At 69.3% G+C, this 24413-nt stretch carries 22 protein-coding genes; 13 read left to right on the plus strand and 9 right to left on the minus strand.

The features are described from left to right. Positions 1–16: 16 nt before the first annotated feature. Positions 17–1528 (plus strand): sensor histidine kinase, encoded by a 1512-nt coding sequence (locus JOE46_RS25975; RefSeq protein WP_097210577.1) that lies wholly within the window; start codon positions 17–19, stop codon positions 1526–1528. 93 nt (positions 1529–1621) lie between these two features. Here JOE46_RS25975 and JOE46_RS25980 read toward each other — a convergent pair whose 3' ends face one another. Next, complete coding sequence (locus tag JOE46_RS25980; protein WP_027500159.1) at positions 1622–1876, minus strand: WhiB family transcriptional regulator; 255 nt, start codon at positions 1874–1876, stop codon at positions 1622–1624. 291 nt (positions 1877–2167) lie between these two features. Then, a complete protein-coding gene (locus tag JOE46_RS25985) occupies positions 2168–3124 on the minus strand; it encodes a diacylglycerol kinase family protein (RefSeq protein ID WP_097210578.1) in 957 nt (318 codons plus the stop codon). A 100-nt stretch (positions 3125–3224) separates the two neighbouring features. Here JOE46_RS25985 and JOE46_RS25990 point away from each other — a divergent pair, with 100 nt between their 5' ends. After that, positions 3225–3587, plus strand: a complete 363-nt coding sequence (locus JOE46_RS25990; RefSeq protein WP_097210579.1) for a hypothetical protein — start codon at positions 3225–3227, stop codon at positions 3585–3587. Positions 3588–3590: 3 nt separating this feature from the next. Here JOE46_RS25990 and JOE46_RS25995 read toward each other — a convergent pair whose 3' ends face one another. Next, positions 3591–4064 (minus strand): GNAT family N-acetyltransferase, encoded by a 474-nt coding sequence (locus tag JOE46_RS25995; RefSeq protein ID WP_209928852.1) that lies wholly within the window; start codon positions 4062–4064, stop codon positions 3591–3593. A gap of 22 nt (positions 4065–4086) precedes the next feature. Then, positions 4087–4674 (minus strand): acid phosphatase, encoded by a 588-nt coding sequence (locus JOE46_RS26000; RefSeq protein ID WP_209928855.1) that lies wholly within the window; start codon positions 4672–4674, stop codon positions 4087–4089. Positions 4675–4745: 71 nt separating this feature from the next. Here JOE46_RS26000 and JOE46_RS26005 point away from each other — a divergent pair, with 71 nt between their 5' ends. Next, positions 4746–5540, plus strand: coding sequence for a ParA family protein (locus tag JOE46_RS26005; protein ID WP_077041046.1), 795 nt, complete (start codon positions 4746–4748; stop codon positions 5538–5540). 4 nt (positions 5541–5544) lie between these two features. Here the strand turns inward: JOE46_RS26005 and JOE46_RS26010 are convergent, their stop codons facing one another. After that, positions 5545–6759 (minus strand): hypothetical protein, encoded by a 1215-nt coding sequence (locus tag JOE46_RS26010; protein WP_209928858.1) that lies wholly within the window; start codon positions 6757–6759, stop codon positions 5545–5547. 9 nt (positions 6760–6768) lie between these two features. After that, positions 6769–8376, minus strand: coding sequence for a DEAD/DEAH box helicase (locus JOE46_RS26015; protein WP_097210583.1), 1608 nt, complete (start codon positions 8374–8376; stop codon positions 6769–6771). 318 nt (positions 8377–8694) lie between these two features. Between JOE46_RS26015 and JOE46_RS26020 the strand changes: the two genes are divergently transcribed. Then, positions 8695–9375 (plus strand): ferritin-like fold-containing protein, encoded by a 681-nt coding sequence (locus tag JOE46_RS26020; protein ID WP_097210584.1) that lies wholly within the window; start codon positions 8695–8697, stop codon positions 9373–9375. A gap of 112 nt (positions 9376–9487) precedes the next feature. Beyond that, a complete protein-coding gene (locus JOE46_RS26025) occupies positions 9488–9718 on the plus strand; it encodes a DUF3107 domain-containing protein (protein WP_077041048.1) in 231 nt (76 codons plus the stop codon). Positions 9719–9800: 82 nt separating this feature from the next. On the opposite strand, the gene JOE46_RS26030 is transcribed toward JOE46_RS26025, so the two are convergent. Next, on the minus strand, positions 9801–10445 hold the full coding sequence (locus tag JOE46_RS26030) for a TetR/AcrR family transcriptional regulator (RefSeq protein WP_027500149.1): 645 nt from the start codon (positions 10443–10445) through the stop codon (positions 9801–9803). Between the two features lie 253 nt (positions 10446–10698). Here JOE46_RS26030 and JOE46_RS26035 point away from each other — a divergent pair, with 253 nt between their 5' ends. Beyond that, a complete protein-coding gene (locus JOE46_RS26035; RefSeq protein WP_209928859.1) occupies positions 10699–11817 on the plus strand; it encodes a DUF3152 domain-containing protein in 1119 nt (372 codons plus the stop codon). A 4-nt stretch (positions 11818–11821) separates the two neighbouring features. Here the strand turns inward: JOE46_RS26035 and JOE46_RS26040 are convergent, their stop codons facing one another. Further along, positions 11822–12268, minus strand: coding sequence for a thioesterase family protein (locus tag JOE46_RS26040; protein ID WP_209928860.1), 447 nt, complete (start codon positions 12266–12268; stop codon positions 11822–11824). A 125-nt stretch (positions 12269–12393) separates the two neighbouring features. Here JOE46_RS26040 and moeZ point away from each other — a divergent pair, with 125 nt between their 5' ends. Further along, positions 12394–13578 (plus strand): adenylyltransferase/sulfurtransferase MoeZ, encoded by a 1185-nt coding sequence (gene moeZ, locus JOE46_RS26045; RefSeq protein WP_209929266.1) that lies wholly within the window; start codon positions 12394–12396, stop codon positions 13576–13578. Positions 13579–13634: 56 nt separating this feature from the next. Beyond that, complete coding sequence (locus tag JOE46_RS26050) at positions 13635–14483, plus strand: TIGR02569 family protein (RefSeq protein WP_097210587.1); 849 nt, start codon at positions 13635–13637, stop codon at positions 14481–14483. A 4-nt stretch (positions 14484–14487) separates the two neighbouring features. Here JOE46_RS26050 and JOE46_RS26055 read toward each other — a convergent pair whose 3' ends face one another. Then, positions 14488–15165, minus strand: a complete 678-nt coding sequence (locus JOE46_RS26055; protein WP_097210588.1) for a FadR/GntR family transcriptional regulator — start codon at positions 15163–15165, stop codon at positions 14488–14490. A 173-nt stretch (positions 15166–15338) separates the two neighbouring features. On the opposite strand from JOE46_RS26055, the gene JOE46_RS26060 reads away from it, so the two are divergent. From JOE46_RS26060 to nirB, 5 genes are all read left to right on the plus strand, one after another. Then, the gene (locus JOE46_RS26060; RefSeq protein WP_245222395.1) at positions 15339–16511 is read left to right on the plus strand and encodes an MFS transporter; all 1173 of its coding nucleotides are present in this window, start codon (positions 15339–15341) and stop codon (positions 16509–16511) included. A gap of 263 nt (positions 16512–16774) precedes the next feature. Then, a complete protein-coding gene (locus tag JOE46_RS26065) occupies positions 16775–18154 on the plus strand; it encodes a nitrate/nitrite transporter (protein ID WP_257017132.1) in 1380 nt (459 codons plus the stop codon). Further along, positions 18151–20322 carry a molybdopterin oxidoreductase family protein gene (locus JOE46_RS26070; protein WP_209928864.1) on the plus strand — a complete coding sequence of 724 codons (2172 nt, stop codon included), beginning with the start codon at positions 18151–18153 and terminating at the stop codon, positions 20320–20322. Before JOE46_RS26065 ends, JOE46_RS26070 begins: the two co-directional genes overlap by 4 nt. Continuing rightward, entirely contained in the window at positions 20319–21839 is a 1521-nt protein-coding gene (locus tag JOE46_RS26075) for an FAD-dependent oxidoreductase (RefSeq protein ID WP_209928865.1), read from the plus strand. Before JOE46_RS26070 ends, JOE46_RS26075 begins: the two co-directional genes overlap by 4 nt. Then, positions 21836–24346, plus strand: coding sequence for a nitrite reductase large subunit NirB (gene nirB / locus JOE46_RS26080; RefSeq protein WP_209928867.1), 2511 nt, complete (start codon positions 21836–21838; stop codon positions 24344–24346). Before JOE46_RS26075 ends, nirB begins: the two co-directional genes overlap by 4 nt. The last annotated feature ends 67 nt before the right edge of the window (positions 24347–24413 follow it).

Here is a 24413-nt window from a genome sequence, read left to right on the forward strand (position 1 = left end):
CGCCACACCCTGATCGATGTCCACCCTCAGCGACCTGCTCGCCGAACACACCGACCTACCGGGCAGTGCGGTCGACCACCTGCAGCGGGTGGTCGGGGAGTGGCAGCTGCTCGCCGACCTGTCGTTCGCCGACGTATTGCTGTGGGTGGGCGCGGACAGCGGCAACCCGGAGGTCGCCGGCCACGGTGAAGTGGTCTGCGTCGCGCAGTGCCGTCCGACCACCGCCCCCACCGCGTTCGCCGAGGACGCCGTCGGCACCGTGGTCTCGGACGCCGAGCACCCGCACGTACGCCAGGCGCTGACGGAGTGGCGGATCGTGCGGGTTAAGGACGGCCCGCCCGGCGAGGGGACGCCGGTACGCCGGGAGGCGATCCCCGTCCGCTGCGCGGGGGACGTGATCGCCGTCCTCAGCCGCGACACCAACCCCACCCAGCATCGGCAGTCCAGCCCGCTCGAGGTCGCGTACCTCGACTGCGCCGCGGATCTGTGTCAGATGATCAGCGAGGGCACCTTCCCGACGCCGGAAGAACACAGCGAGATCCTCTCCAGCCCGCGCGCGGGCGACGGCTTCATCCGGCTCGACTCCGACGGGACCGTCGTCTACGCCAGCCCGAACGCGCTCTCGGCTTACCACCGGATGGGTCTGACGACCACGACCCTGACGGGCAGCGACCTGGCCTCGGTGACCAGGACGCTGGTCACCGACCCGTTCGACTCCCAGGACGTGGCGAACGACATCAGGGCCGCGCTCGCGGGCAAGGCGGGCAAGCGGATGGAGGTGGAGGCGCGCGGGGCCACGGTGCTGTTGCGCACCCTGGTGCTGCGGCCGGGCGGCCAGCCCGCGGGCGCGGCGGTGCTGATCCGCGATGTCACGGAGGTCAAGCGCCGCGACCGCGCGCTGCTGAGCAAGGACGCGACCATCCGGGAGATCCACCACCGGGTGAAAAACAACCTGCAGACCGTCGCCGCGCTGCTGCGGCTGCAGGCCAGGCGCACCAACAACGACGAGGCGCGTCAGGCGCTGAGCGAATCGGTGCGCCGGGTGACCTCGATCGCGCTCGTCCACGACACCCTGTCCATGTCGGTGGACGAGGAGGTCAACCTCGACGAGGTGGTCGATCGCCTGGTGCCGATCATGGCCGACGTCGCCATGGTGGGCAGCGCGGTCCAGATCCGTCGTGAGGGGAGCCTGGGTGTCTTCCCGGCCGAACGGGCCACCCCGCTGGTCATGGTGCTGACCGAGCTGGTGCAGAACGCGATCGAGCACGCCTTCGAGCCGGGAGAGCCCGGCACCGTGACGCTGCGCGCGGAGCGGTCCGCGCGCTGGCTGGACGTGGTGATCCACGACGACGGCAACGGCCTGCCGCCCGGCTTCAGCCTGGAGCGGTCCGATCGACTCGGCCTGCAGATCGTCCGGACCCTGGTATCCGCCGAGTTAGGCGGTTCGCTCGGGCTGCATCCCGCGGAAGGCGGCGGAACCGACGCCGCTCTGCGGGTGCCGCTCGGGCGCCGCGCGAACCGCGTGTAGTCGCGGATCCGCCCCCAGAAACGATCGACCCCCAGAAACGACTGAGGCCCGGCACCATCATGGTGCCGGGCCCGTTCGTACGGTGCTGTGTTGCTAGACCGTGGTGCGGGCGCGGGTGCGCGCGTTGCGACGCTTGAGGGCGCGGCGCTCGTCCTCGCTCATGCCGCCCCAGACGCCTGCATCCTGGCCGGACTCGAGTGCCCAGGACAGGCAATCGGCGGTGACGGGGCACCGGTTGCACACCAGCTTGGCGTCTGCGATCTGGGCGATGGCCGGACCGCTGTTGCCCACGGGAAAGAACAATTCCGGGTCTTCATCCCGACAAATTGCGTTGTGGCGCCAGTCCATCCTTCTGCTCCTTAACCGGGTGCGTTCTGCACCGTTTCGTATCGCTGAGTTCATGCGCATTGTGTGAAATGTTTCCGCGCTGTTGCTTGTGAATGCTTTCACGAACTAGCGGGATGTCAATGGAATCAGACCGCTTCGTGGGGTAACTCACTCTGTTAGGTTGCCCTATGTGGTCTGGGCTACTTTCTACCCCGGTTGCGGCGAGATTGCACTAGTCCCGTAAGATTTCTTGGCATTTTCTCATGTTGGGGACGATCGCGCAGTGTGGCGACAGAGGGATGGGTCGAGTCGTCAGACGCCGCTGGGCGCCACGACCGAGATCGCGTCGGGGACCGAGACGAACTCGACCTCGGTGCGCATGCCGATGTAGTCGCCGTCCATTTGCAGGGCGATCGGTGTGCTCGAGCGGATCAGGATCGTCGGTACATCGTCGACCCGAAAGAGGTTGCGCGCCTTGGGTTGTGCGCCGGGCGTGAGGAGCTGCCGGACCAACTTCAGTGTCTTGGGGACGCTCATCGTCCGCATCGCGAAGACGCCGAGGCCGGTGCTGAACGTGGTCTCGGGGTTGATCCGGACGGGACGGTCGTTCAGGTACGTCCACGGGCTGGAGTTCGACACGAAGGCGTAGTGCACGCCCTCGACGGGGTCGTGGCCGGGTACCTGGACGGTCAGTGTCGGTTCGGTGCCCCGATTGCGGAAGAAGGCGCGGACCGCGCTCCGGACGTAGCGCGACGGCGTCGCCGGGTGGCCGTTGCCGCGGCTCGCATCGATCGCCTCGCACACCTGGGCGTCGAGGCCCATACCGGCATTGAAGGTGAACCAGCGGTTGTCGCAATGGGCGAGTCCGATCCGCCTGTTCTGACGCAGGGCGAGCAGCTCGATGAGCTGATTGGTCGCCGCCACGGGATCCGCGCTGATACCGAGCGAGCGGGCGAACACGTTGGCCGAGCCGCCGGGGACCACCGCGATGAGCGGGATGGGCCCGATCGGGACCTCGCTCATCGAATCCGGCCGGGGCGCGCCGAGCAGCCCGTTGATGACCTCGTTCACGGTGCCGTCGCCGCCGTGCACGACGATCAGGCCGATGCCCTCGAGGGCAGCGCGCCGGGCGAGCTCGCCCGCGTGACCGCGGTGGGTGGTGTGCGCGACCCGCACCTGGACTCGGCTCGACACGGCGTGCGCGAGCAGATCACGCGCCGCGGGGGTCGTCGAGGTGGCATTCGGGTTGACGATCAGCAGCGCGCGCACAGGACACCACCCTAGCGGGGAGCTTCGCGTTCTATAGGCTGGCGCGGTGCCAGAACAGCCCACACGCCCCAGCCCGCCCGCCACGGTCCGTTGGGCCGGAATGCTGGTGACCCTGCAGGGCACCGTCGCGGTCGGCATCGCGATCGTGCTCGTGATCCGCGGCCTCCTCGGCCACGATCAGACCGCGACCAGCGGATACGGCACCGCGGCGTGGTTTGCGATCCTCGGTGGCGCGGTCCTGGCCGCGGGCATCGCGCTGATCACGGGCAGGCGATGGGGTCGCACGATCGCCGTCGTCGCCCAGCTGTTGCTGCTCCCGGTGTCCTGGTCGCTGCTGACCGACTCGCACCAGCCGGCGTACGGGGTGTTGCTCGCGGTCGTCGCGGTCGCCGCGCTGGTGTTGCTCTTCAGCAGTCCCTCGTCGCGGTGGATGGCCGACGAGTACGGCGACGAGGCCTCCTAGCCGCTACGCCTGCTCGGCGAGGCTGCCGAGGGCGTCGCCGGACAGACGGTAGGTGGTCCACTCGTCCTGGGCGGTCGCACCGAGCGACTCGTAGAACGCGATCGACGGGGCGTTCCAATTCAGCACCGACCAGCTGAGCCTGCTGTAGTCGTTGTCGGCGCATTCCTTGGCCAGTGCGGCCAGCAGGGCTTTCCCGTGGCCGGCGCCGCGCCGCTCGGGCAGGACGAAGAGGTCCTCCAGGTAGATCCCGTGGACGCCGTCCCAGGTGGAGAAGTTGCGGAACCACAGCGCCAATCCGATGACGTCTCCCGCCTCCTCGGCCACGTGGCAGAAGGCGGACGGGTTCTCGCCGAACAGGGCGGTGGTGATCTGCTCGACGGTCACGGTGCACTCGTGCCTGGCCTTCTCGTACTCGGCCAGGTCGTAGATCAGGCCGGTGATGGCAGCGGCGTCGTCGGGGGTGGCCCGCCGGATCATGATTGCTCTCTCTCGAATCGCGTCAACAGGTGACGTTGTGTGAATTGATCTGCTGAACACCGTGATCGAAGCCGAGCACGGAGATCGCCGCCGGGTCCATCGCGAACCGCCTGCCCTCGGTGACCAGGAGCTCGGCCCACCGGGCCAACAGGGCGCGGGAGAAGTGTGCATGCCCGACGAGGATCACGTCGCGTTCCTCGAGCTGGGACAGCGCCGTGGACAGCACCATATCGGCGCGGGCCGCCACGGACTCGGCGCTCTCCCCGCCCGGGCACGGGTGCGACCAGACGGTCCAGCCCGGCACGCTCTCGCGGATCTCGGGGGTGGTCAGGCCCTCGTACCGGCCGTAGTCCCACTCCGCCAGCGCGTCCCAGGCGGTGGCCCTTTCGAGTCCGGCCAGCTCCGCGGTCCTGGTGGCCCGGCTGCGCGGGCTGGTCAGGACCAGCGGGTCCCGCAGCCCCAGCCGGGCGATCCGGTGCCCGGCCTCCCGTGCCTGCTCCTCTCCCGCCGCGGTGAGCGGGATGTCGGTGCTGCCGGTGTGCCTGCCGTTCAGTGCCCACTCCGTTGCGCCGTGTCTGACCAGGGCGATGCGGGGGCGTGCGGTGCTCATGTCGCCATGATGCCAGGACGATCTGAGCCCGACCGCTCGCCACATCCGACGAAGTGCGCAAAGATCACCCCGTGACAACTGTGCTCGCTGTGGCGAATCAAAAGGGTGGGGTCGCCAAGACCACGACGGTTGCCTCGCTTGGGGCCGCGCTCGCGGGTCTCGGGCGCAAGGTGCTCGTGGTGGATCTGGACCCTCAGGGCTGCCTGACGTTCTCGTTGGGACACAACCCGGATCGGGTCGAATCGTCGGTGCACGAGGTGCTGACCGGCGAGGCGGCGTTGCGCGAGGTGATCCTCGACACCGAGGAGGGCATCTCGCTGGTGCCGGCGACCATCGACCTCGCGGGCGCTGAGGCGATGCTGCTGATGCGGCCTGGCCGGGAGTTCGCGCTCAAGCGCGCGCTGGCGACGTTGGACAACGACTACGACATCGTGCTGATCGACTGCCCGCCGTCGCTGGGCGTCCTGACCCTCAACGGGCTGACCGCGGCCGACTCGGTGCTGGTGCCGTTGCAGTGCGAGACGCTGGCGCACCGCGGCGTCGGACAGTTGCTCCGCACTGTCGGCGAGGTGCAGCAGATCACCAACCCCGACCTGCGCCTGCTCGGCGCGCTGCCGACGCTCTACGACGCCCGCACGACGCACAGTCGTGACGTGATCTCCGACGTGGCCGATCGCTACGAGATGCCCGTACTGGCGCCGCCGATCCCGCGCACGGTGCGGTTCGCGGAGGCCTCGGCCTCGGGGGCGACGGTGCTCGCGGGCAGGCGCAACAAGGGCGCCCTCGCCTACCGGGAGCTGGCCGAGCAACTGGTTGCGCACTGGGACACCGGCGCGGACCTGGTGACCTTCAGCCCCACGGCCTGACTCGTCAGCGCAGGGCGACGAGGTCGTCCCCGCGCTGCTCGAGCAGCACCGTGCCCACCACCGCGCTGGTGATCGGTGACTGCTCGCCCGCGCGGTCCACGGCGATCCGACGCACCTCGGCTCCGGTCGACAGGTCGTGCACGGCGATGGCACCGTCGACGGGGACCAGCATCTGGCCCGCCATCAGCGCGCCGGGGCCGATGGCCCCCTCGATGGTCCACCGGGGCACGAAATCGGTTGCGCCAAGGGCGATCACCCGTGAACCCGTCCACCACGAGTACACCGAACCGACCTTGACCACCTTCGAATCGGCGGAGACATCGGCCGGTACCGGGTGCATGGCGATGGGCGTGCCGGAGCCGTCGAAGACGCCGACCCTGGCCCCCGTCGAGGGTCCGGCGGGCAGGTAGACGGCGGTGCGGTCACCCGCGACGGCGAGGACCTTCGCACCGGTGACGCCGGGGTCGAGATCGGCGAGCACGCTCGAGCCGTACTCGTCGGGTTCGGTGTTGTCCTTGGGAGCGGGGTTCAACACACTGAGCCGGTCGGCGGGCTCGTCCGGGCAGCGCTCGAGTACCGCGAGCCGCGTGCTGCTCGACGCCGACGAGACCAGCTCGCAGCCCGAGCGTGGCTGGGTGTTCGGGTTCACCGGCGCGTCGACGCGGCCGAATTCCAGGGTGCGCACCAGATCCGAACGCCACAGCTCCATCCGGTCCATCCCGCGCGAGGTCACGTAGGTGCCGTCCTCGGACAGGACCACGGCGTCGTCGGCATCGCTGCTGCGCTGGGCCACCCGGGCGCCGTCCGCGCCTGCGAGTTCGGTGACGGCGCCGCAGCCGCGACCGTCGTGGTACACCGAGACGACGGAGTTCCACGCCCCGATCACCCCGCACAGCGGCAGGTCCCGGGTGTAGTTCCAGAGCTGCGTGCCCGTGTCACGGTCGCGACCGATGACCGCACCGCCCTCCGCGGTCACCACGGCGCCACCCGCGACGACCGGACGCCCGGTCGATGCGCTGTCGGCGCGCCAGATCTCGGTGACGTTCTCCGGGATGGACAGCGCCGTATCTGCCGGTGTGGCAGGGGTTTCCGCGGTGATCGAGGTGGTGCCCCTGGCGTCGCTGCGCAGCCAGATCACACCGGCGGCGAGCACAACGACGACCGCGATCGCGGCAGCGGCGATGAGGTCGGCGCGCGTGCGCCGCTCCGGTGCGACCACGGCGGCGGGCTACTCCGAGGCCACGGCCACGGAGGGTGCGGCTGCCGCTGCCGCCGGCTTACGCCGACGCCTGCGACGGCGCGCGGGCGCGGTGCCGTCGCCCGAGGGTGCGGTGGTGTCCGTTGCCGGGGCGTCGGAAACCGCTGCGGTGGTGTTGGTTTCGGTGGTGCTGCGACCGCCGCGGGTGCGCTTGCGGGGGGACCGCGTGCGCGCCGGGCGCTCGGACTTCTCGCTCCGCTCGGTGCCGGTGGTGTCGGCGGAGTCGCCGCCGGTCTCCGTCGCGCGCTCGGGCCTGGCCCGCTTGATCGTGCCCTTGGCGTCGGTCGGGATGTTCAGCTCGGCGTACAGGTGCTCGGAGCTGGAATAGGTCTCGGCGGGGTCAGGGATCCCGAGTCCGAGTGCCTTGTCGATCAGCTGCCAGCGGGGGATGTCGTCCCAGTCGACCAGCGTGACCGCGATGCCGGTGCGGCCCGCGCGACCGGTGCGGCCGATGCGGTGCACGTAGGTCTTCTCGTCCTCGGGGCACTGGTAGTTGATGACGTGGGTGACGTCGTCGATGTCGATGCCGCGGGCCGCGACGTCGGTGGCGACCAGCACATCGATCTTGCCGGTGCGGAAGGCCTTGAGGCCCTTCTCTCGCGCCACCTGGCCGAGGTCGCCGTGCACTGCGCCGACGGAGAACCCGCGCTCGGCGAGATCGTCGGCCACCTTCTGCGCGGTCCGCTTGGTGCGCGTGAAGATCATGGTGGCGCCGCGACCCTCGGCCTGCAGCACGCGGGCAACCATCTCGGCCTTGTCCAGCGCGTGTGCCCGGTAGATGTGCTGGCTGGTGCGGTCGTGCACCGCCGACGATTCCGGCTCCTCGGCGCGGATGTGCGTCGGCTGGGTCAGGAAGGTGCGCGCGAGGGTGATGATCGGTCCCGGCATGGTGGCCGAGAACAGCATCGTCTGGCGCTTGTCGGGGACCATGCCGAGGATCCGCTCGATGTCCGGCAGGAAGCCGAGGTCGAGCATCTCGTCGGCCTCGTCCAGCACGAGCACTCCGACCTTGCCGAGGATGAGGTGGCCCTGCTTGGCAAGGTCGAGCAGCCGGCCCGGGGTGCCGACGACGACGTCGACGCCCTTCTGCAGCGCGGCGATCTGGGTCTCGTACGGGCGTCCGCCGTAGATCGAGAGCACCTCGAGCTTGCGGTTGCCTGCCTTGAGGAACTTGCTCGCGTTCACCAGGTCCTCGGTGACCTGGATGCACAGCTCGCGGGTCGGCACGATGATCAGCGCGCGGGGGGTGCCGTCCAGCGTCGCGGTGCCGGTGTCGCCGGTTGCGATGCGGTGCAGCAGCGGGACGCCGAATCCGAAGGTCTTGCCCATGCCGGTGCGGGCCTGGCCGATGAGGTCGTCGCCCGCCAGCGCGAGCGGCAGGGTCAGCTCCTGGATGGCGAAGGTGCGGTCGATGCCGATTTCCGCGAGGGCCCGGACGATCTCGTCCCGGACGCCGAGTTCGGCGAAGGTCGGGGCGGTGTGGGTCTCGTCGAGCTGGGCGGAGAGAGTGGTTTCGGTCGCGTCGTCTTCATGGTCGATCGTGATCTTGCTCAGGGGTCTGGCCTTCCTCGTTGGCACGCGCGCACGAGGTGGGGCCAGGCCGATTGTCGGCCGATGTCGGTGCCCTCGTCCGTGAGTCGCGCTTCCTGCTGCCTGAGCGCGGAAATCTGGGGATCTCGACGCGGCGCGGGAAGGGACTTCAAGATCAGGTGCGCGCACATTATCTGCGGGTCGCCGCGTGGTTGTGTCGGCCCGTTTGCTCGGGCTACGGGCGGCTGCCCGCGTCCATGGTAGCTTGCGCGACCGCCTCTGCCGGTATTTGCATGGCCAATCTCACCGTCTCCGCCCTGGCGCGGCCCCGGTCGAGGAGCGCCGCGCGACGTCTAGGCTGTGCGCATGGGAGCCAATTCGTCGGATTCTTTGACGCCAGCCATCGCCGCCGATCATCCGGGAGTGGGCGAACTGTTCGCCGTTCTCGCGTATGGCGAGATCTCGGCTTTCTATCGCCTCGCGGAGGACGCGCAGATGTCGCCGACCCTGCAGGGGAAGGTCGCGCTGGCGAGCATGGCGGCCGCGGAGATGAGCCACTTCGAGACCCTCCAGTCCGCGTTGACCGCACGCGGGCACGACGTGTACTCCGCGATGAAGCCGTTCGTTGCGGCGCTGGACGACTATCACGCCTCCACGCACCCCTCGACCTGGTTGGAATCGCTGGTCAAGGCGTACGTGGGCGACGGCATCGCCGCGGACTTCTACCTGGAGATCGCGGACTCCCTCGACCCGTCGGTCGCAGGCGTCGTGCGCGAGGTGCTCGCCGAGACCGGGCACTCGGAGTTCGTGGTGCACGAGGTCAGTGCGGCGGTCCGCTCGAGCACGCAGGACAAGGATCGGCTGATGCTGTGGGGACGTCGGCTGCTGGGGGAGGCGATCACCCAGGCGCAGTACGTGATGGCTCAGCGCCAGGATCTGACCGAGCTGGTGATCACCGCGAGCGGCGACCTCAGCGGCATCGCCGCCATGTTCGACCGGATGCAGGAACGGCACTCCGAGCGGATGACGGTGCTCGGACTCGTGTGAGGCCGGTCCGCTGCTGTTCGCTCTCAGCACACGCACAGCGCGGGCGCGGCGGCGAGCGGCTGCACTAGCCTTGGGCTTCGATAGTGATGGCACGAGATTTCGGAGGTTGGCCGTGGAGGTCAAGATCGGTGTTTCTGACAGCCCGCGCGAGCTCATCGTGAACAGCGAACAGACATCCGAAGAGGTCGAGGCCCTGGTCGCGGGCGCACTCGGCGGCGAGGGCGGCGTGCTGGCGCTCGTCGACGACAAGGGACGCAAGTTCCTGATCCAGGCCAGCAAGGTCGCGTACGTGGAGATCGGACCGTCGGACAGCCGCAAGGTCGGGTTCGCCGCGACCAGCTGATCTGGCGAAGCGGACGAAGAAACGGGGCGCGGTCATCCGCGCCCCGTTCTCGTATGTGCCTGTGTGGTTCGTGTCGCGCGGTTCAGTGCTGCAGCGGCACGTGTGACAGTCCGCCCCAGGCGAGCACGACGGTGGTGTCGACGGCCTCCTCCTTGGGGATCGGCCGGTTGGCCTGCAACCAGTAGCGCGCGGTGAACTGGCTGGTGCCGACGAGCCCGACCGCGAGGATGCGGGCGCGATAGGGATCGAGTCCCGAGTCGTGGCTGACCAGGTCGAAGACGGCGTCAACGCAGGCCTCGGTGGCCTGGTCGACCCGCGCAAGGACCTGCGGGTCACCCATCACGTCGGACTCGAACACCAACCGGTAGCCCTGGCTGTCGTTGTCGACGAAATCGAAGAAGGCCTGCACGGCAGCGCGGACGCGCTGCCTGTTGTCGGTGGTCGATCGAAGGGCCTGCCGCACGCCCGAGATCAGGCTGTCCACGTAGCTCTGCAGCACCGCGAGGTAGAGGTCGAGCTTGCCGGGGAAGTGCTGGTACAGCACGGGCTTGCTGACACCCGCGCACTCGGCGATCTCGTCCATGCCCGCAGCGTGATAGCCCCTGGTGACAAAGACCTCGCTCGCGGCCTGGAGCAGCTGCAACCGCCGCGCGTCGCGGGGAAGGCGGGTGCTGCGTTTGGTGGTCTGGCCGGCTGGTGCTGCGGCCCGATCCGCGAGTTCTGTCATCGTGCTCCCAATCTGCTGCCTATCCACCATCACTGACCTGTGCGGTGCCGTGAGGGTGCTCACTGCACTGAGTGCACAAAGTCATCGAACGATACCCGGACGATCGCCGGGCCACCCTCACAATGGCGCATGCTGTGTAAGTGAGTATTCCAGGTGATGCGGTCGGTGTCGGCATGTCGCCGTCGGGTGCCCGGTCGGGGCGACGTTCGGCGCGCCGAATCGCCGTGGCGCCGGTCTGTGAGATTCTGGCTCCGTGACAGATCGAGGTGGACCGCGGTTGCGGGGCGACGCTCCGCGTCGCTCCGGCGACAGTGACTACCCCGACGACCGCTACTCGGCCACGCGCGCAGGCGACGACTACCGAGACGATCGATACCCCGACGACGAGCGTTACGGGCGCCGTGAGACCGGCTCCCATCAGCCGCTTCGAGCGCAATGGGATCCCACCAGTCGCGAGCCGGGACGACCCCGCGCCCCGAGACCGGAACGTCAGGCCCGTAAGCAGAGCAAGCTCGGCAAGTTCGTCTCCGTGTACGGATGGCGGGCGTACGCGATCCCGATCCTGCTGGTGGTCACCGTGCTGGTCGCCGTCGACGCGATCCGCGGCGGCGGCAGCTCCCCCGAATCGGAGACCGGCGACGGCCCGGGTCTCGGCGCACTCAGCACGGCCACCGACGGCACCGACGTTATCGGCGTACCGCCGCAGGCCGACGGCAACTTCGCCGCGACGATCCCGTCCGGCGCCCTCCCGGACGGCGGACCGTTCACAGCTCAGGGCGCGGGCACGTGGCACGTGATCCCGGGTGGCACCGGGCAGGCGGGGCAGGGCACCGAGCAGGTCTTCACGTACACCGTCGAGGTCGAGGACGGCGTCGACACGTCCGGTTTCGGCGGCGACGAGGCGTTCGGCCGGATGGTGGACCAGACCCTGGCCAACCCGAAGAGCTGGACCAAGGACCAGCGGTTCGCGGTCCGCCGGATCGACAGCGGCGAACCCTCGTTCAGGGTGTCGCTGACGTCTCAGATGACCGTTCGCCAGGCCTGCGGATACGACATCGAACTCGAGGTCTCCTGCTACAACCCGTCGATCAACCGGGTGGTCCTCAACGAGCCGCGCTGGGTCCGCGGCGCGATTTCCTTCCAGGGCGACATCGGCTCATACCGGCAGTACCAGATCAACCACGAGGTCGGTCACGCCATCGGCTATCAGGACCATCAGCCCTGCGAGTCGGACGGGGGACTGGCACCGGTGATGATGCAGCAGACCTTCGGCACCTCGAACAACGACATCGCCAAGCTCGACCCGGAGGGTGTGGTGCCGATGGACGGCAAGACCTGCCGGTTCAACCCCTGGCCGCACCCGCGCGGCTAGTCGACTAGCCCCGTACCCAGGTCGCGAGGAGCGCGCGTTCGTCCGCGGTCAGGCGGCGCAGCCGCTGGGTGTGCGGATCGCCGAGGGCCAGCTGGGTGACGGCCTCGACGGCCGGCCGGGAATCCGCCTGCGCCGTTGCCGCGCGCACCTCGTAGCGCACGGTCACGTCGACGGTGCGCAATCGCTCGATCCACATCGTGACCGACAGCGGGCTGTCCGCGTGGGTGAGCGGGGAGCGGTACCGCACGTCGATGTGTGCCACCACCGAGGTCCCGAGCAACTGGGACGCCTCCGGGCCGACGCTGCGCAGCCAGTCGATCCGGGCCTCTTCGAGCAGGGTCACCATCCTGGCGTGGTTGACGTGCTGGAAGACGTCCATGTCCGACCACCGCACCGGCACCTCGGCGCGGTAGGAGACCGGATCGGTGGTCGGGGTCGGGGCGGTGCTCATCGGGACTCCTCGCGAATATCGTGCGTACCAGGGCGACCGACCGTAACCGACCGGGGGAAGAATGGACTCGTGCGGAGCGTTGTAGCTGCGTGAGCGCGTAGACCGTAGGAGCCGTCGTGTCTGACCTGAAGTCCAAGAACTCATTGCCGCCGCTGGTCGAACCCGCGGCCGAGCTGAGTCGCGCCGAGGTGGCGCGCTACAGCAGGCACCTGATCATCCCCGACGTCGGCATGGTGGGGCAGAAGCGGATCAAGAACGCCCGGGTGCTGGTGATCGGCGCGGGTGGGCTCGGGTCGCCTGCGCTGCTCTACCTGGCCGCAGCGGGCGTCGGCACCATCGGCATCGTCGAGTTCGACGAGGTCGACGAGTCCAACCTGCAGCGCCAGGTCATCCATGGGCAGGACGACGTCGGCAGGCCCAAGGCCGAGAGCGCTCGTGACTCCATCCTCGAGATCAACTCCAACGTCGAGGTGCGGCTGCACCAGTTCCGGCTCGAGCCCGACAACGCGGTGGAGCTGTTCGCGCAGTACGACCTGATCCTCGACGGCACCGACAACTTCGCCACCCGTTACCTGGTCAACGATGCCGCGGTGCTCGCGGGCAAGCCGTACGTCTGGGGCTCGATCTACCGGTTCGAGGGGCAGGCGTCGGTCTTCTGGGAGGACGCCCCGGACGGACGCGGGCTGAACTACCGGGACCTGTACCCGGAGGCGCCGCCGCCGGGGATGGTGCCGTCGTGCGCCGAGGGTGGCGTGCTCGGCGTGCTCTGCGCCTCGATCGGGTCGATCATGGCCACCGAGGCGATCAAGCTCATCACCGGAATCGGGGAGTCGCTGCTCGGCAGGCTCATGGTGTACGACGCCCTCGAGATGAGCTATCGCACCATCAAGCTGCGCCGTGACCCGGCCCGGGAGCCGATCACCGAGCTCATCGACTACGACGCGTTCTGCGGCGTGGTGTCCGATGAGGGTGTGGCCGCGGCCGCGGACTCGACGATCACGGCGCCCGAACTGGCCGCGATGTTGGCCGCGGGCAAGGAGATCGAGATCGTCGACGTCCGCGAACCGGTGGAGTGGGACATCGTCCACCTGCCGGGGGCGACGCTCATCCCCAAGGACCGCATACTCTCCGGTGAGGCGCTCGCGGAGCTGCCCCAGGACCGGCCGATCGTGCTGCACTGCAAGACCGGCATCAGGTCTGCCGAGGCACTGGCTGCACTGAAGAAGGCGGGCTTCGCCGATGCGACCCATCTGCAGGGCGGCGTGATCGCCTGGGCGAACCAGGTGGACAAGTCCCTGCCGGTGTACTGAGGCAGACCCGGCGCGTCAGGGACGGCGACAGGCCTGACGGCGGTAGCGTTGTTGACGTGAGCTCTGTCGAACCTCCCGAGCACGTGCGCTCCACCTTTGGTCTGCGCGAGACGGTTCCGATTCCGCTCGGAGCCGACTGGGACGGCGGTTGGCGTTGCGGTGATGTCGTCCTCTCGCCGGTCGCCGACCACGCCCGCGCCGCATGGTCGGCGAAGGTGCGCGAGACGCTGACCGCAGACGGGGTGCGGATCGCGAGGCCGGTCCGGGCAACGGATGGACGCTACGTCGTATCGGGATGGCGGGCAGACACATTCATCGGCGGTTCGCCGGAGCCGCGGCACGACGAGGTGGTCTCGCTGTCGATGCGGCTGCACGCGGCGACCGCGCCACTCGAGCGGCCGCGGTTCCTGGTGCAACCCCCGGTGGCGCCGTGGGCGGACGTCGACGTGTTCGTCGCGGCCGACCGGGCTGCGTGGGAGCAGGTTCCCCTCCGGGCGGTCAAGGGCCAGTTCGAGGCGGTCACGGACGACGGCCGGACCAGTGTCGAGCTGATCGGGCAACTCGCGACGTTGCGTAAGCCGGTGCGCAGCCCCGACCAGCTGGTGCACGGCGACCTCTTCGGCACCGTCCTGTTCTCCGGCTCGGAGGCACCCGGCATCACCGACATCACCCCGTACTGGCGGCCCGTGGCCTGGGCGGCCGGGGTCGTCGTGGTGGACGCGCTGTCCTGGGGCGGAGCCGACGCGGAGCTGATCGCCCGGTGGGAAGATCTGCCGGAATGGCCGCAGATGCTGTTGCGCGCCCTGATGTTCCGTCTGGCGGTGCATGCGCTGCATCCGCGCTCGACGGCGGAGGCGCTGCCTGGCCTGGTCCGCACCGCGGACCTGATCCGGTTGATGCTCTAGCGACTCAGGTGCGGTGGGCGAGGAGTTCGGTGAGGAACCGGCGCGCCGCGGTCGCCGCGCGCTCGCTGTCGCCGTCGATGACGGCCTGCACGAGCTGGTCGTGCTCGGGTTCGTAGGAGTTCTCGGCCGCGACGGGGTGGCGGAGGATGGTCTGCTCGATGGCGGGCAGTAACGAGTCGTAGAACTCGAGGTACACCTCGTTGTGGCTGGCCGCGACGATCGCGCGATGCAGGGCGAGATCGGCGGCGACGGCGGCCGTCGTGTCGGCCGCGCCCTCGACGGGCGACCAGAGCAGGTTCCGGCGCGCGAGCAGATCGCGCAGGGTTGCGATGTCGGTGTCGTCGCGGCGCCGCGCGGCGAGGGCGGCCGCGGTGACGTCCAGGGCCTGACGCAACTCGAGGATGTCCCGCTCGTGCGCGGCCGCGAAGTACTTGCCGAGCGTCCCGCCGAGGTCGCTGGTGGTGATCACGTAGGTGCCCGAACCCTGGCGTCGTTCGAGCATGCCCGCGTGCACGAGCGCCTGGACCGCTTCGCGGACCGTGTTGCGCCCGGTCCCCGTCAGCTCGGCGAGTTCCGGCTCGGTCGGAATCCGAGAGCCGGTCGGCCAGCGGCCGGCCACGATCTCCGCGCGCAGCTGGTCGGTGACCTGCGCGATGAGGCTTGTTCGTCGTACGGGTTGCACGCGGTCCCTCTCTGGTAAGACGTCTGCGCATCATACTCAGTTGCATCGGATCATCCATTCATCCTATGATTTTGCGATCATTTGTTGAGGGAACGAGGTGTGCGGTGTCCGTGCAAGCAACCGAACGGCATCGGCACCCGATCGACCGCCGCGCACTGGTCACCGGCCGGCTGATGGTGCTGGTCGCGATCGTGCTCTCCGCGCTCACGCTCCGCACCGCCGTCACCTCCCTGACCCCGCTGCTCGACGAGATCAGCAGGGACGTCGGGTTCGGGTCCACCATCGTCGGTGTCTTCGGGATGCTGCCCACGGCGATGTTCGCCGTCTTCGGGCTGCTCACGCCCCGGCTGGCCCTGACGTTCGGCCTGGAGCGGGTGGCGCTCGGGGCGATGCTGATGACCGGCATCGGGATCGCGACCCGCTCGATGGTGTCCGACACCGCGGCCCTGCTCGCGCTCTCCGCGTTGGCCCTCGGTGGCATGGGGATCGGCAACGTGGTGATCCCGCCGCTGGTCAAGCGCTATTTCTCCGACCGCGTCGCGATGATGAGCACGATCTACATCACCTGTGTGCAGGTCGGCACCTTCCTTCCCGCGCTCGTCGCGGTGCCGGTCGCGGACGCCTACGGGTGGCGCGTCTCGCTCGGGCTGTGGTCCTTGCTGGCCTTCGCTGCGGCCCTGCCCTGGGTCGGCATCGTGATCAGCAGGCGCGGCCGAGACCGTGTCGACACCTCCGCGGAACCGCACACGGAGCACGGCGAGCGCGGTCGTGCGTGGCGCTCGCCCGTGGCCTGGGGGATGGCCGGGATGTTCGGTATGACCTCGCTGATCACGTACTCGATGTTCACCTGGGTGCCGAAGATCCTGACCGAGGCCGGCGCGAGCGCGGCATTCGGCGGTGCCATGGTCGCGCTGTTCTCCGCGGTCGGATTCATCGCGGCGATCGGGGCGCCAACGCTGTGCGCGCGGATTGCCAACCCGTACCCCGTCGTGGTCGCCTGTGCCGTGTTCTACCTGGCCGGATTCGCCGGTCTGCTGTTCGCGCCCATGGCGGCCCCGGTGCTGTGGATCCTGCTGGTCGGCCTCGGCCCGAGCACGTTCCCCATGTCGTTGACGCTGATCAACCTGCGTACCCGCACCGCGGCCGGCTCGGCCGCGCTCTCCGGCTTCACCCAGGGGCTCGGGTATGCGGTGGCCTGCATCGGCCCGCTGCTGTTCGGCATCCTGCACGACCTGACCGGCGGCTGGACCTGGCCGTTCGCCCTGTTGCTCAGCGCGGTCGCGGTGATCCTGGTCGCGGGCTACGTGGCGTGCAAACCGAGGTTCCTCGAGGACAGCTGGTTGTGACACCTGTCACATCTTGACCCTGCTGTGAGCGGTCGTCACACGCCGTAACACGGCGTTTACCTGCGGAAACGTCCTCACCAACCGGCCTCCGCGTTCGTGAGCGCAAGTTCATTCCGGAGTCATTGCCGGCAGCACCTCGGCAACATCCGACTCGTACCTTTAGGTCTCCCACGCATAGAGGAGGCCCGGTGACCACACGTTCGGACGAAGCCACGGCAACAGCCGGCGCGCTCGAGGACAAGTTCTCGAATCGCAAGCACTACATCGCGGAATGGGATGCCGAGGACGTCGAGGCCTGGGAGGCCGGCGGCAAGGACATCGCCAAGCGCAATCTCGTCTGGTCGGTCATCGCGGAGCATGTCGGCTTCTCGGTGTGGTCCATCTGGTCGGTGATGATCCTGTTCATGCCGACCGATGTCTACGGCATCGACCCTGCGGGCAAGTTCTTCCTGGTGGCGGTCCCGACCCTGGTCGGCTCCATCCTCCGCATCCCCTACACCGTCGCGACCGCGCGGTTCGGCGGGCGCAACTGGACCGTGTTCAGCGCGCTGGTCCTGTTCATCCCCCTGGTGCTGACCCTGGTGCTGATGCTGAACCCAGGCGCCTCCTACACCACGTTCCTGCTGGTGGCGGCCCTCGCCGGAGTCGGCGGCGGCAACTTCGCGTCCTCGATGACGAACATCAACGCCTTCTACCCGCAGCGCCTCAAGGGCTGGGCCCTCGGCCTGAACGCGGGCGGCGGCAACATCGGCGTGCCGCTGATCCAGCTCATCGGTCTGCTCGTGATCGCCACCGTCGGTAACACCGAGCCCTGGATCGTCTGCTCGATCTACCTGGTCTTCGTCGGCATCGCCGCGATCGGCGCCGCGCTGTTCATGGACAACCTCGGCAACCAGAAGGCCGACCTGCGGGCGATGGGCAAGGCGCTCAAGTTCCGCGATTCCTGGGTCATCAGCTTCCTGTACATCGGCACCTTCGGTTCCTTCATCGGCTACAGCTTCGCCTTCGGCCAGGTCATGCAGATCAACTTCCTGGCAGGCGGCGACACCCCCGCCCAGGCCGCGCTGCACGCCGCACAGATCGCGTTCATCGGACCGCTGCTCGGCTCGATCGCCCGGCCGATAGGTGGCAAGCTCGCGGACCGCGTCGGCGGCGGCAAGATCACGCTGTACACCTTCTCGGCGATGGCGCTGGCCGCGGCGGTCGTGGTCGGCGCGAGCACCCTCGACGACCGTGCGGCGGGCCCCGCGACCACCGGCACGCTGGCCATCCTGGTCCTGGGCTTCATCGCGCTGTTCATCCTGTCCGGCGTCGGCAACGGCTCGGTGTACAAGATCATCCCGTCCATCTTCGAGGCCAAGGCCCAGGGCATGGACGAGCTCAGCAAGGTCGAGAAGGCCTCCTGGTCCCGCAGCATGTCAGGCGCGCTGATCGGGTTCGCGGGCGCGATCGGTGGACTCGGCGGCGTCGGCATCAACCTGGTGCTCCGGGCCTCGTACCTGAGCCCGGCCAAGTCCGCGACCATGGCGTTCTGGGTCTTCTTCGGCTTCTACCTGGCCTGCATCGTCGTCACCTATGTGGTGTTCCTGCGCCGCCCGGCGGCCAGGGACGTCACCGAGACCGAGGAGTCGGTGCTGGTATGACCATCGCAGTTCCGTCACTGGTCTCCACCCCCACCCACTGCCCGTACTGCGGACTCCAGTGCGCGATGAACATCGCGCGGGACTCCTCGGCAACGGATCAGGCCCTGACCGCGACGGTCACGGGTCGGAGCTTCCCCACCAACCGGGGCGGGCTGTGCCAGAAGGGCTGGACCAGTGCGGAACTGCTGCGGAACCCGAACCGGCTCACCGCACCGCTGGTGCGCCGGGACGGGGAACTGACCCCCGCGAGCTGGGACACCGCGCTCGACATCGTGGCCGACGGCTTCGCGGCGGCGCAGGCAAAGGGCGGGCGCGACGCCGTTGCCATCTTCGGCGGCGGCGGGCTCACCAACGAGAAGGCGTACCAGCTGGGCAAGTTCGCCCGGGTGGCGCTGCGCACCTCGAACATCGATTACAACGGCCGGTTCTGCATGTCCTCGGCGGCGGCAGCGGGTGGCAAGGCCTTCGGGCTCGACCGCGGTCTGCCCTTCCCCGTGGCCGATCTCGGTGCGGCGCGGGCGATCCTGATCCTGGGCGGCAACGTCGCCGAGACCATGCCGCCGTTCGTCGGTCACCTCGCGACCGCGGCGGACGCGGGCGGACTCATCGTCGCGGACCCCCGGCGCACGGCCACCGTGGAACGCGCGCTCGCAGGCGGCGGGGTGCACCTGCAGTTGAGCCCGGGCACCGACCTGCCGCTGGCACTGGGCCTGCTGCACCTGGCCGTGCTCGACGGCCGGATCGACCACAACTTCGTCGGCGCCCGCACCGAGGGATTCGACGATGCCTGGCTGGCCGCCGCGCAGTGGTGGCCCGAGCGCACCGAGCGGGTCACCGGGGTGCCGGTGAGCGCGCTGCGCCGCACGGTGGAGATCCTGTGGCGCGCACAGCAGTCCGACGCTGGTGCCTACATCCTGACGGCCAGGGGAGCCGAGCAGCACGCGACCGGGACCGACAACGTCTCGGCCGTGATCAACCTGGCCCTTGCCCTCGGGCTGCCCGGCCGCCGGGGCAGCGGTTACGGCGCCATCACCGGGCAGGGCAACGGGCAGGGCGGTCGCGAGCACGGGCAGAAGGCGGATCAGCTGCCCGGCTACCGCAAGATCACAGATCCCGCCGCGCGGGTGCATGTCGCGCAGGTGTGGGGCATCGACCCCGCCGAGCTGCCCGGCCCGGGCAAGAGCGCGTACGAGCTGCTCGAGTCGCTCGGCACGCCCGGCGGGCCGAGCGCGCTGATGGTGCACGGGGCGAACCTCGCGGTGTCGGCTCCCCGAGCCGGCCATGTCGTGGACCGACTGTCCGCGCTGGACCTGTTGGTCGTCAACGACTTCCTGCTCTCGGAGACCGCCGCCATGGCGGACGTCGTCCTGCCGGTCCTGCAGTGGGCAGAGGAAGAGGGCACCATGACCAGCCTCGAGGGCAGGGTGCTGCGCCGCAAGGCCGCCGTGCCCGCCCCCGAGGGACCGCGTTCCGAGCTCGAGGTGCTGGCCGGGCTCGCGCGCCGTCTCGGTCAGCCCGCGGGTCGGTTCGGAACCGATCCCGAGGCCGTCTTCGAAGAGCTCCGGTTGGCCTCCGCGGGCGGGGTCGCGGACTACTCGGGGATCAGCTACGCCCGGCTGGACGAGGGCGCCGCGCTGCACTGGCCGTGCCCGGCCACCCCAGCGGGCGAGCCCGAACACCCGGGGACACCGCGTTTGTTTCTTGATCGATTCGAGACCCCGAACGGCCGTGCGCGTTTCGTCGCGGTGGAGCACCGTGGGCCGAGCGAGGGGACGGACGCCGAGTTCCCGTTGGTGGCCACGACGGGACGGGTCCTCGCGCACTACCAGTCCGGGGCGCAGACCCGCCGGATCGACGAACTGGTCCGCGCCGCGGGCGGGATGTTCGTGCAGGTGCACCCCGACACCGCGCACCGGGTGGGCCTCGCCGAGGGTCAGCAGGCCGCCGTGGTGAGCAGGCGGGGCCGGACCGAGGCGACTGTGCGCTGCGACGACAGCATGCGGCTCGACACCGTGTTCCTGCCGTTCCATTTCGCCGGCTCCGGTCGGGCGAACCTGTTGACCAACCCGGCTCTCGACCCGACGAGCGGGATGCCGGAGTTCAAGGCATGTGCGGTGAGGCTGGAGACGATACGTCAGTCGACATCAGACACGGAGGCGATGGCATGACCAGGACCCGAATCGTGGTGGTGGGCAACGGCATGGCCGGCTCGCGACTGGCGGAGGAACTGCGGCGACGGGACCCGGACGGAGCGCGGCTCGACATCGTGGTGATCGGTGCCGAGGCGCACCCCGCCTACAACCGCATCCTGCTCTCGAACGTGTTGGCGGGCAGCATCACCGGCCGCGACACCCGGCTCAAGCCGGACGGCTGGTGGGAGCGTCAGGGCATCGACGTCCGCTCCGGAGTCCGGGTGACCGGCATCGACACGGCCGCACGGACCGTGCGCTGCGACGACGGCACCGGGTCCGGTCACGAGGAGATCGGCTACGACGAGCTGGTGCTGGCGACCGGTAGCCGATCGTTCATCCCGCCGATCGCGGGCGCGGTGGACGAGTCGGGCACGCTGGTCGACGGCGTCGCCGCGTTCCGCACGATCGGCGACTGCGACCAGATCATCGCCGCGGCCACCGGCGGTTCCAGTGCCGTCGTGCTGGGTGGCGGCCTGCTCGGACTGGAGGCGGCCCGCGGGCTATTGATGCGCGGCATGGACGTCACGGTGGTGCACCCCAAGGACTTTCCGATGGAGCGCCAGCTCGACCCCGCGGGCGGCGCGGTGCTGACCCGGGTGCTCACCGAGCTCGGCATGCGGATGGTGCTCGGTCGCAGGGCGGTCGCCCGCGACGCAGAGAACCGGACCGTGGTGCTCGACGACGAGACCGAATTGCCCGCCGATCTGCTGGTGCTGTCCGCGGGGATCCGGCCGGAGGTGTCGCTGGCCGAGTCCGCGGGCATCGCGATCGATCAGGCCATCGTGGTCGACGACCTGCTGCGGACCAGCGCCCCGCGCGTCTCCGCCATCGGGGAGTGCGCGCAGCACCGTGGCGAGGTCTACGGACTGGTGCAGCCGGGTTGGGAGCAGGCCGCGGTGGTGGCCGAGCGGCTCGCGGGCGAGAACCGATTCGCCACCTACCACGGGACCGCGAACGTGACGCGGCTCAAGGCGCACGACATCGACCTCGCCTCGATGGGCGACATCAGCGCCGAGATGCACTGCAGCCACAGCGAGGTGCTGACCCTGGCCGACCCGACCCGGGGGCGCTACGCGAAGGTCGTGGTGCGGGAGGACCGGGTGGTCGGGGCGGTGCTGCTGGGAAACCCCGACGTGGTCGGCACCCTGACCCAGCTGTTCGACGCGCAGCTGCCGGTTCCGGTGGATCGGATGTCGCTTCTCATCGGCCGCGGATCGGGCGCGGGCGTCGAGGTGGCGAGCCCGGCCACCATGCCGGGGTCGGCTGTGGTCTGCAGGTGCAACTCGGTGACCAAGTCGCAGCTGACCACGGCGTGGAAGGCGGGCTCGCGCAGCGTGGCGGCCATGGCCACGGAAACCAGGGCGACCACCGGCTGCGGCGGTTGCAGCTCCGTCGTCCATGGCATCTGCGAATGGCTACGTAACTCGGATCCGGAACCAAGAGACCAACCAGCACACGAAACACCATCGATCGAAGAAGAGGGCGCAGCATGAACAACAAGTCGGTAGTGGTGATCGGGCACGGAATGGTCGGCCATCGATTCGTCGAGGCGCTGCGCGCGCGGGACGAGGACGCCCAGTGGCGAGTGACCGTTCTGTGTGAGGAGGCGCTGCCCGCCTACGACCGGGTCGGCCTGTCCTCGTACATCGGGTCCTGGGACGCAAAGGAACTGGCGCTCGCGGGCAACGACTACGCCGGTGACCCGCTGGTCGACCTGCGGACCGGCGAGCGGGCTGTCGCGATCGACCGCACCGCACGCACCGTCACCACCGGCGCCGGCGACACCCTCGGCTACGACGCCCTCGTCATGGCCACCGGCTCGTACCCGTTCGTGCCGCCGATTCCCGGCCACGACCGACCCGAGTGCTTCGTGTACCGCACCCTCGACGATCTCGACGGTATCCGCGCCACCGCGGAGAAGGCGGGTCCGGGGGCGGTCGGCGTCGTCGTCGGTGGCGGCCTGCTGGGCCTGGAGGCGGCCAATGCGCTCCGGCTGATGGGCATGACCCCGCATGTGGTCGAGTTCGCCCCGCGGCTGATGCCGCTGCAGGTCGACGAGGGCGGCGGCGCGCTGCTGGCGCGGCTGGTCACCGACCTCGGCGTGACCGTGCACGCGGGCGTCGGCACCGCCGCCATCACCGAGGGGCCCGACGGCGTGAGCGTCGAGCTCTCGGACGGATCGGTGATCGAGGCGGCGCTGCTGGTGTTCTCCGCGGGCATCCGGCCGCAGGATCAGCTGGCCCGTGCGGCCGGACTCGAGGTCGGTGAACGCGGCGGCATCCTCACCGATCTCGGCTGCCGGACCTCCGACGAGGCTGTCTACGCCGTCGGCGAGTGCGCGGCCGTCGAGGGCGTCGCGTACGGCCTGGTGGCGCCCGGCTACACCACCGCCGAGATCGTGGCCGATCGGCTGCTCGGCGGCGCGGCCGAGTTCCCTGGCGCGGACCTGTCCACCAAGCTCAAGCTGATGGGGGTGGACGTCGCCAGTTTCGGTGACGCGCACGCGCAGACGCCCGGTGCGCTCGAGGTGGTCCTCAGCGACGCGGCCAAGGGCACCTACGCCAAGCTCGTGGTGTCCGACGACGCCAAGATCCTGCTCGGCGGCATCCTCGTCGGCGACGCGTCCGCGTACGCGTCGCTGCGGCCCCTGGTGGGACGCGAGCTCCCCGGCGACCCGGCGTCGCTGATCTCGCCTGCGGGCGAGAAGCCCGGCGCCGGATCGCTGCCCGACGATGCCGAGGTGTGCTCCTGCAACGGCGTCACGAAGGGCGCCATCTGCGGTGCGATCGCCGAGGGCGCCTGCGACATCGCGTCCGTCAAGAGCTGCACCAACGCGGGAACCACCTGCGGGGGGTGCCTGCCCACGATCAAGCAGCTACTGGCCTCGTCCGGCGTGGTGATGTCGAAGGCTCTCTGTGAGCATTTCGAGCAGTCGCGCGCGGAGCTGTTCGAGATCGTGATGGCGACCGGTACCCGCACCTTCTCCGCGCTGATCACCAAGTTCGGCACCGGAAGCGGATGCGACATCTGCAAGCCTGTGGTCGCCTCGATCCTGGCCTCGACCGATTCGGATCACATCCTGCACAGGAACCAGGCCTCGCTGCAGGACACCAACGACCACTTCCTGGCCAACATCCAGAAGAACGGCACCTACTCGGTGGTGCCGCGGATGCCCGGTGGCGAGTGCACACCCGAGCAGCTGATCGTGATCGGTGAGGTGGCACGGGATTTCGGTCTGTACACCAAGGTCACCGGTGGCCAGCGCATCGATCTGTTCGGTGCCCGCGTCGAGCAGCTGCCCGCGATCTGGAAGCGACTGGTCGACGCCGGCATGGAGTCCGGTCAGGCCTACGGCAAGTCGCTGCGCACGGTGAAGAGCTGTGTCGGATCCACCTGGTGCCGGTACGGCGTCCAGGACTCCGTTGGCATGGCCGTCGGACTCGAGAACCGTTACCGCGGTTTGCGTTCCCCGCACAAGATCAAGTTCGGTGTCTCCGGGTGCGCGCGTGAGTGTGCGGAGGCCCGCGGCAAGGACGTCGGCGTCATCGCCACCGAGAACGGCTGGAACCTCTACGTCGGCGGCAACGGCGGTCAGTCGCCCAAGCACGCGCAGCTGCTGGCCGGTGGTCTAGACGACGAGACGCTGATCCGCTACATCGACCGGTACCTGATGTTCTACGTCCGCACCGCCGACCGGTTGCAGCGCACCGCGCCGTGGGTGGAGGCTATGGAGGGCGGCCTCGATCACCTCAAAGCTGTGGTCTGCGAGGACAGCCTTGGTATCGCCGAGGAGCTCGAGGCGGCCATGGCCAAGCACGTCGAGGGCTACCAGGACGAGTGGGCTGGCGTGCTCGACGATCCGGAGAAGCTCTCGCGCTTCGTGTCCTTCGTCAACGCACCGGAGGAGGCCGACCCGACCGTGGTGTTCGACGAGTCCGGCGATCGCAAGATCCCGGTCCTGATGGGGATTCCGCCGATGCCAGCCACGATCTCCCAGTAGCGGATGACGACCGCTCAGAACCTGCTTACCCCGAGGGAATCACGGCTTAACGCCCAGGTAACACCGG

This window comes from Rhodococcus sp. PvR099 (assembly GCF_017833315.1).
Lineage (GTDB): Bacteria > Actinomycetota > Actinomycetes > Mycobacteriales > Mycobacteriaceae > Rhodococcus_G > Rhodococcus_G oryzae.

What these genes read in the sequence shown, in the direction of transcription:
- JOE46_RS25990 (WP_097210579.1), top strand. Translation starts at nt 3,225, where the DNA reads ATGCTGGTGACCCTGCAGGGCACCGTCGCGGTCGGCATCGCGATCGTG.
- JOE46_RS26075 (WP_209928865.1), top strand. Translation starts at nt 20,319, where the DNA reads ATGACCAGGACCCGAATCGTGGTGGTGGGCAACGGCATGGCCGGCTCG.
- JOE46_RS26070 (WP_209928864.1), top strand. Translation starts at nt 18,151, where the DNA reads ATGACCATCGCAGTTCCGTCACTGGTCTCCACCCCCACCCACTGCCCG.
- JOE46_RS26040 (WP_209928860.1), bottom strand. Translation starts at nt 12,268, where the DNA reads ATGAGCACCGCCCCGACCCCGACCACCGATCCGGTCTCCTACCGCGCC.
- nirB (WP_209928867.1), top strand. Translation starts at nt 21,836, where the DNA reads ATGAACAACAAGTCGGTAGTGGTGATCGGGCACGGAATGGTCGGCCAT.
- JOE46_RS25995 (WP_209928852.1), bottom strand. Translation starts at nt 4,064, where the DNA reads ATGATCCGGCGGGCCACCCCCGACGACGCCGCTGCCATCACCGGCCTG.
- JOE46_RS26000 (WP_209928855.1), bottom strand. Translation starts at nt 4,674, where the DNA reads ATGAGCACCGCACGCCCCCGCATCGCCCTGGTCAGACACGGCGCAACG.
- JOE46_RS25980 (WP_027500159.1), bottom strand. Translation starts at nt 1,876, where the DNA reads ATGGACTGGCGCCACAACGCAATTTGTCGGGATGAAGACCCGGAATTG.
- JOE46_RS26020 (WP_097210584.1), top strand. Translation starts at nt 8,695, where the DNA reads ATGGGAGCCAATTCGTCGGATTCTTTGACGCCAGCCATCGCCGCCGAT.
- JOE46_RS26060 (WP_245222395.1), top strand. Translation starts at nt 15,339, where the DNA reads ATGGTGCTGGTCGCGATCGTGCTCTCCGCGCTCACGCTCCGCACCGCC.
- JOE46_RS26030 (WP_027500149.1), bottom strand. Translation starts at nt 10,445, where the DNA reads ATGACAGAACTCGCGGATCGGGCCGCAGCACCAGCCGGCCAGACCACC.
- JOE46_RS25975 (WP_097210577.1), top strand. Translation starts at nt 17, where the DNA reads ATGTCCACCCTCAGCGACCTGCTCGCCGAACACACCGACCTACCGGGC.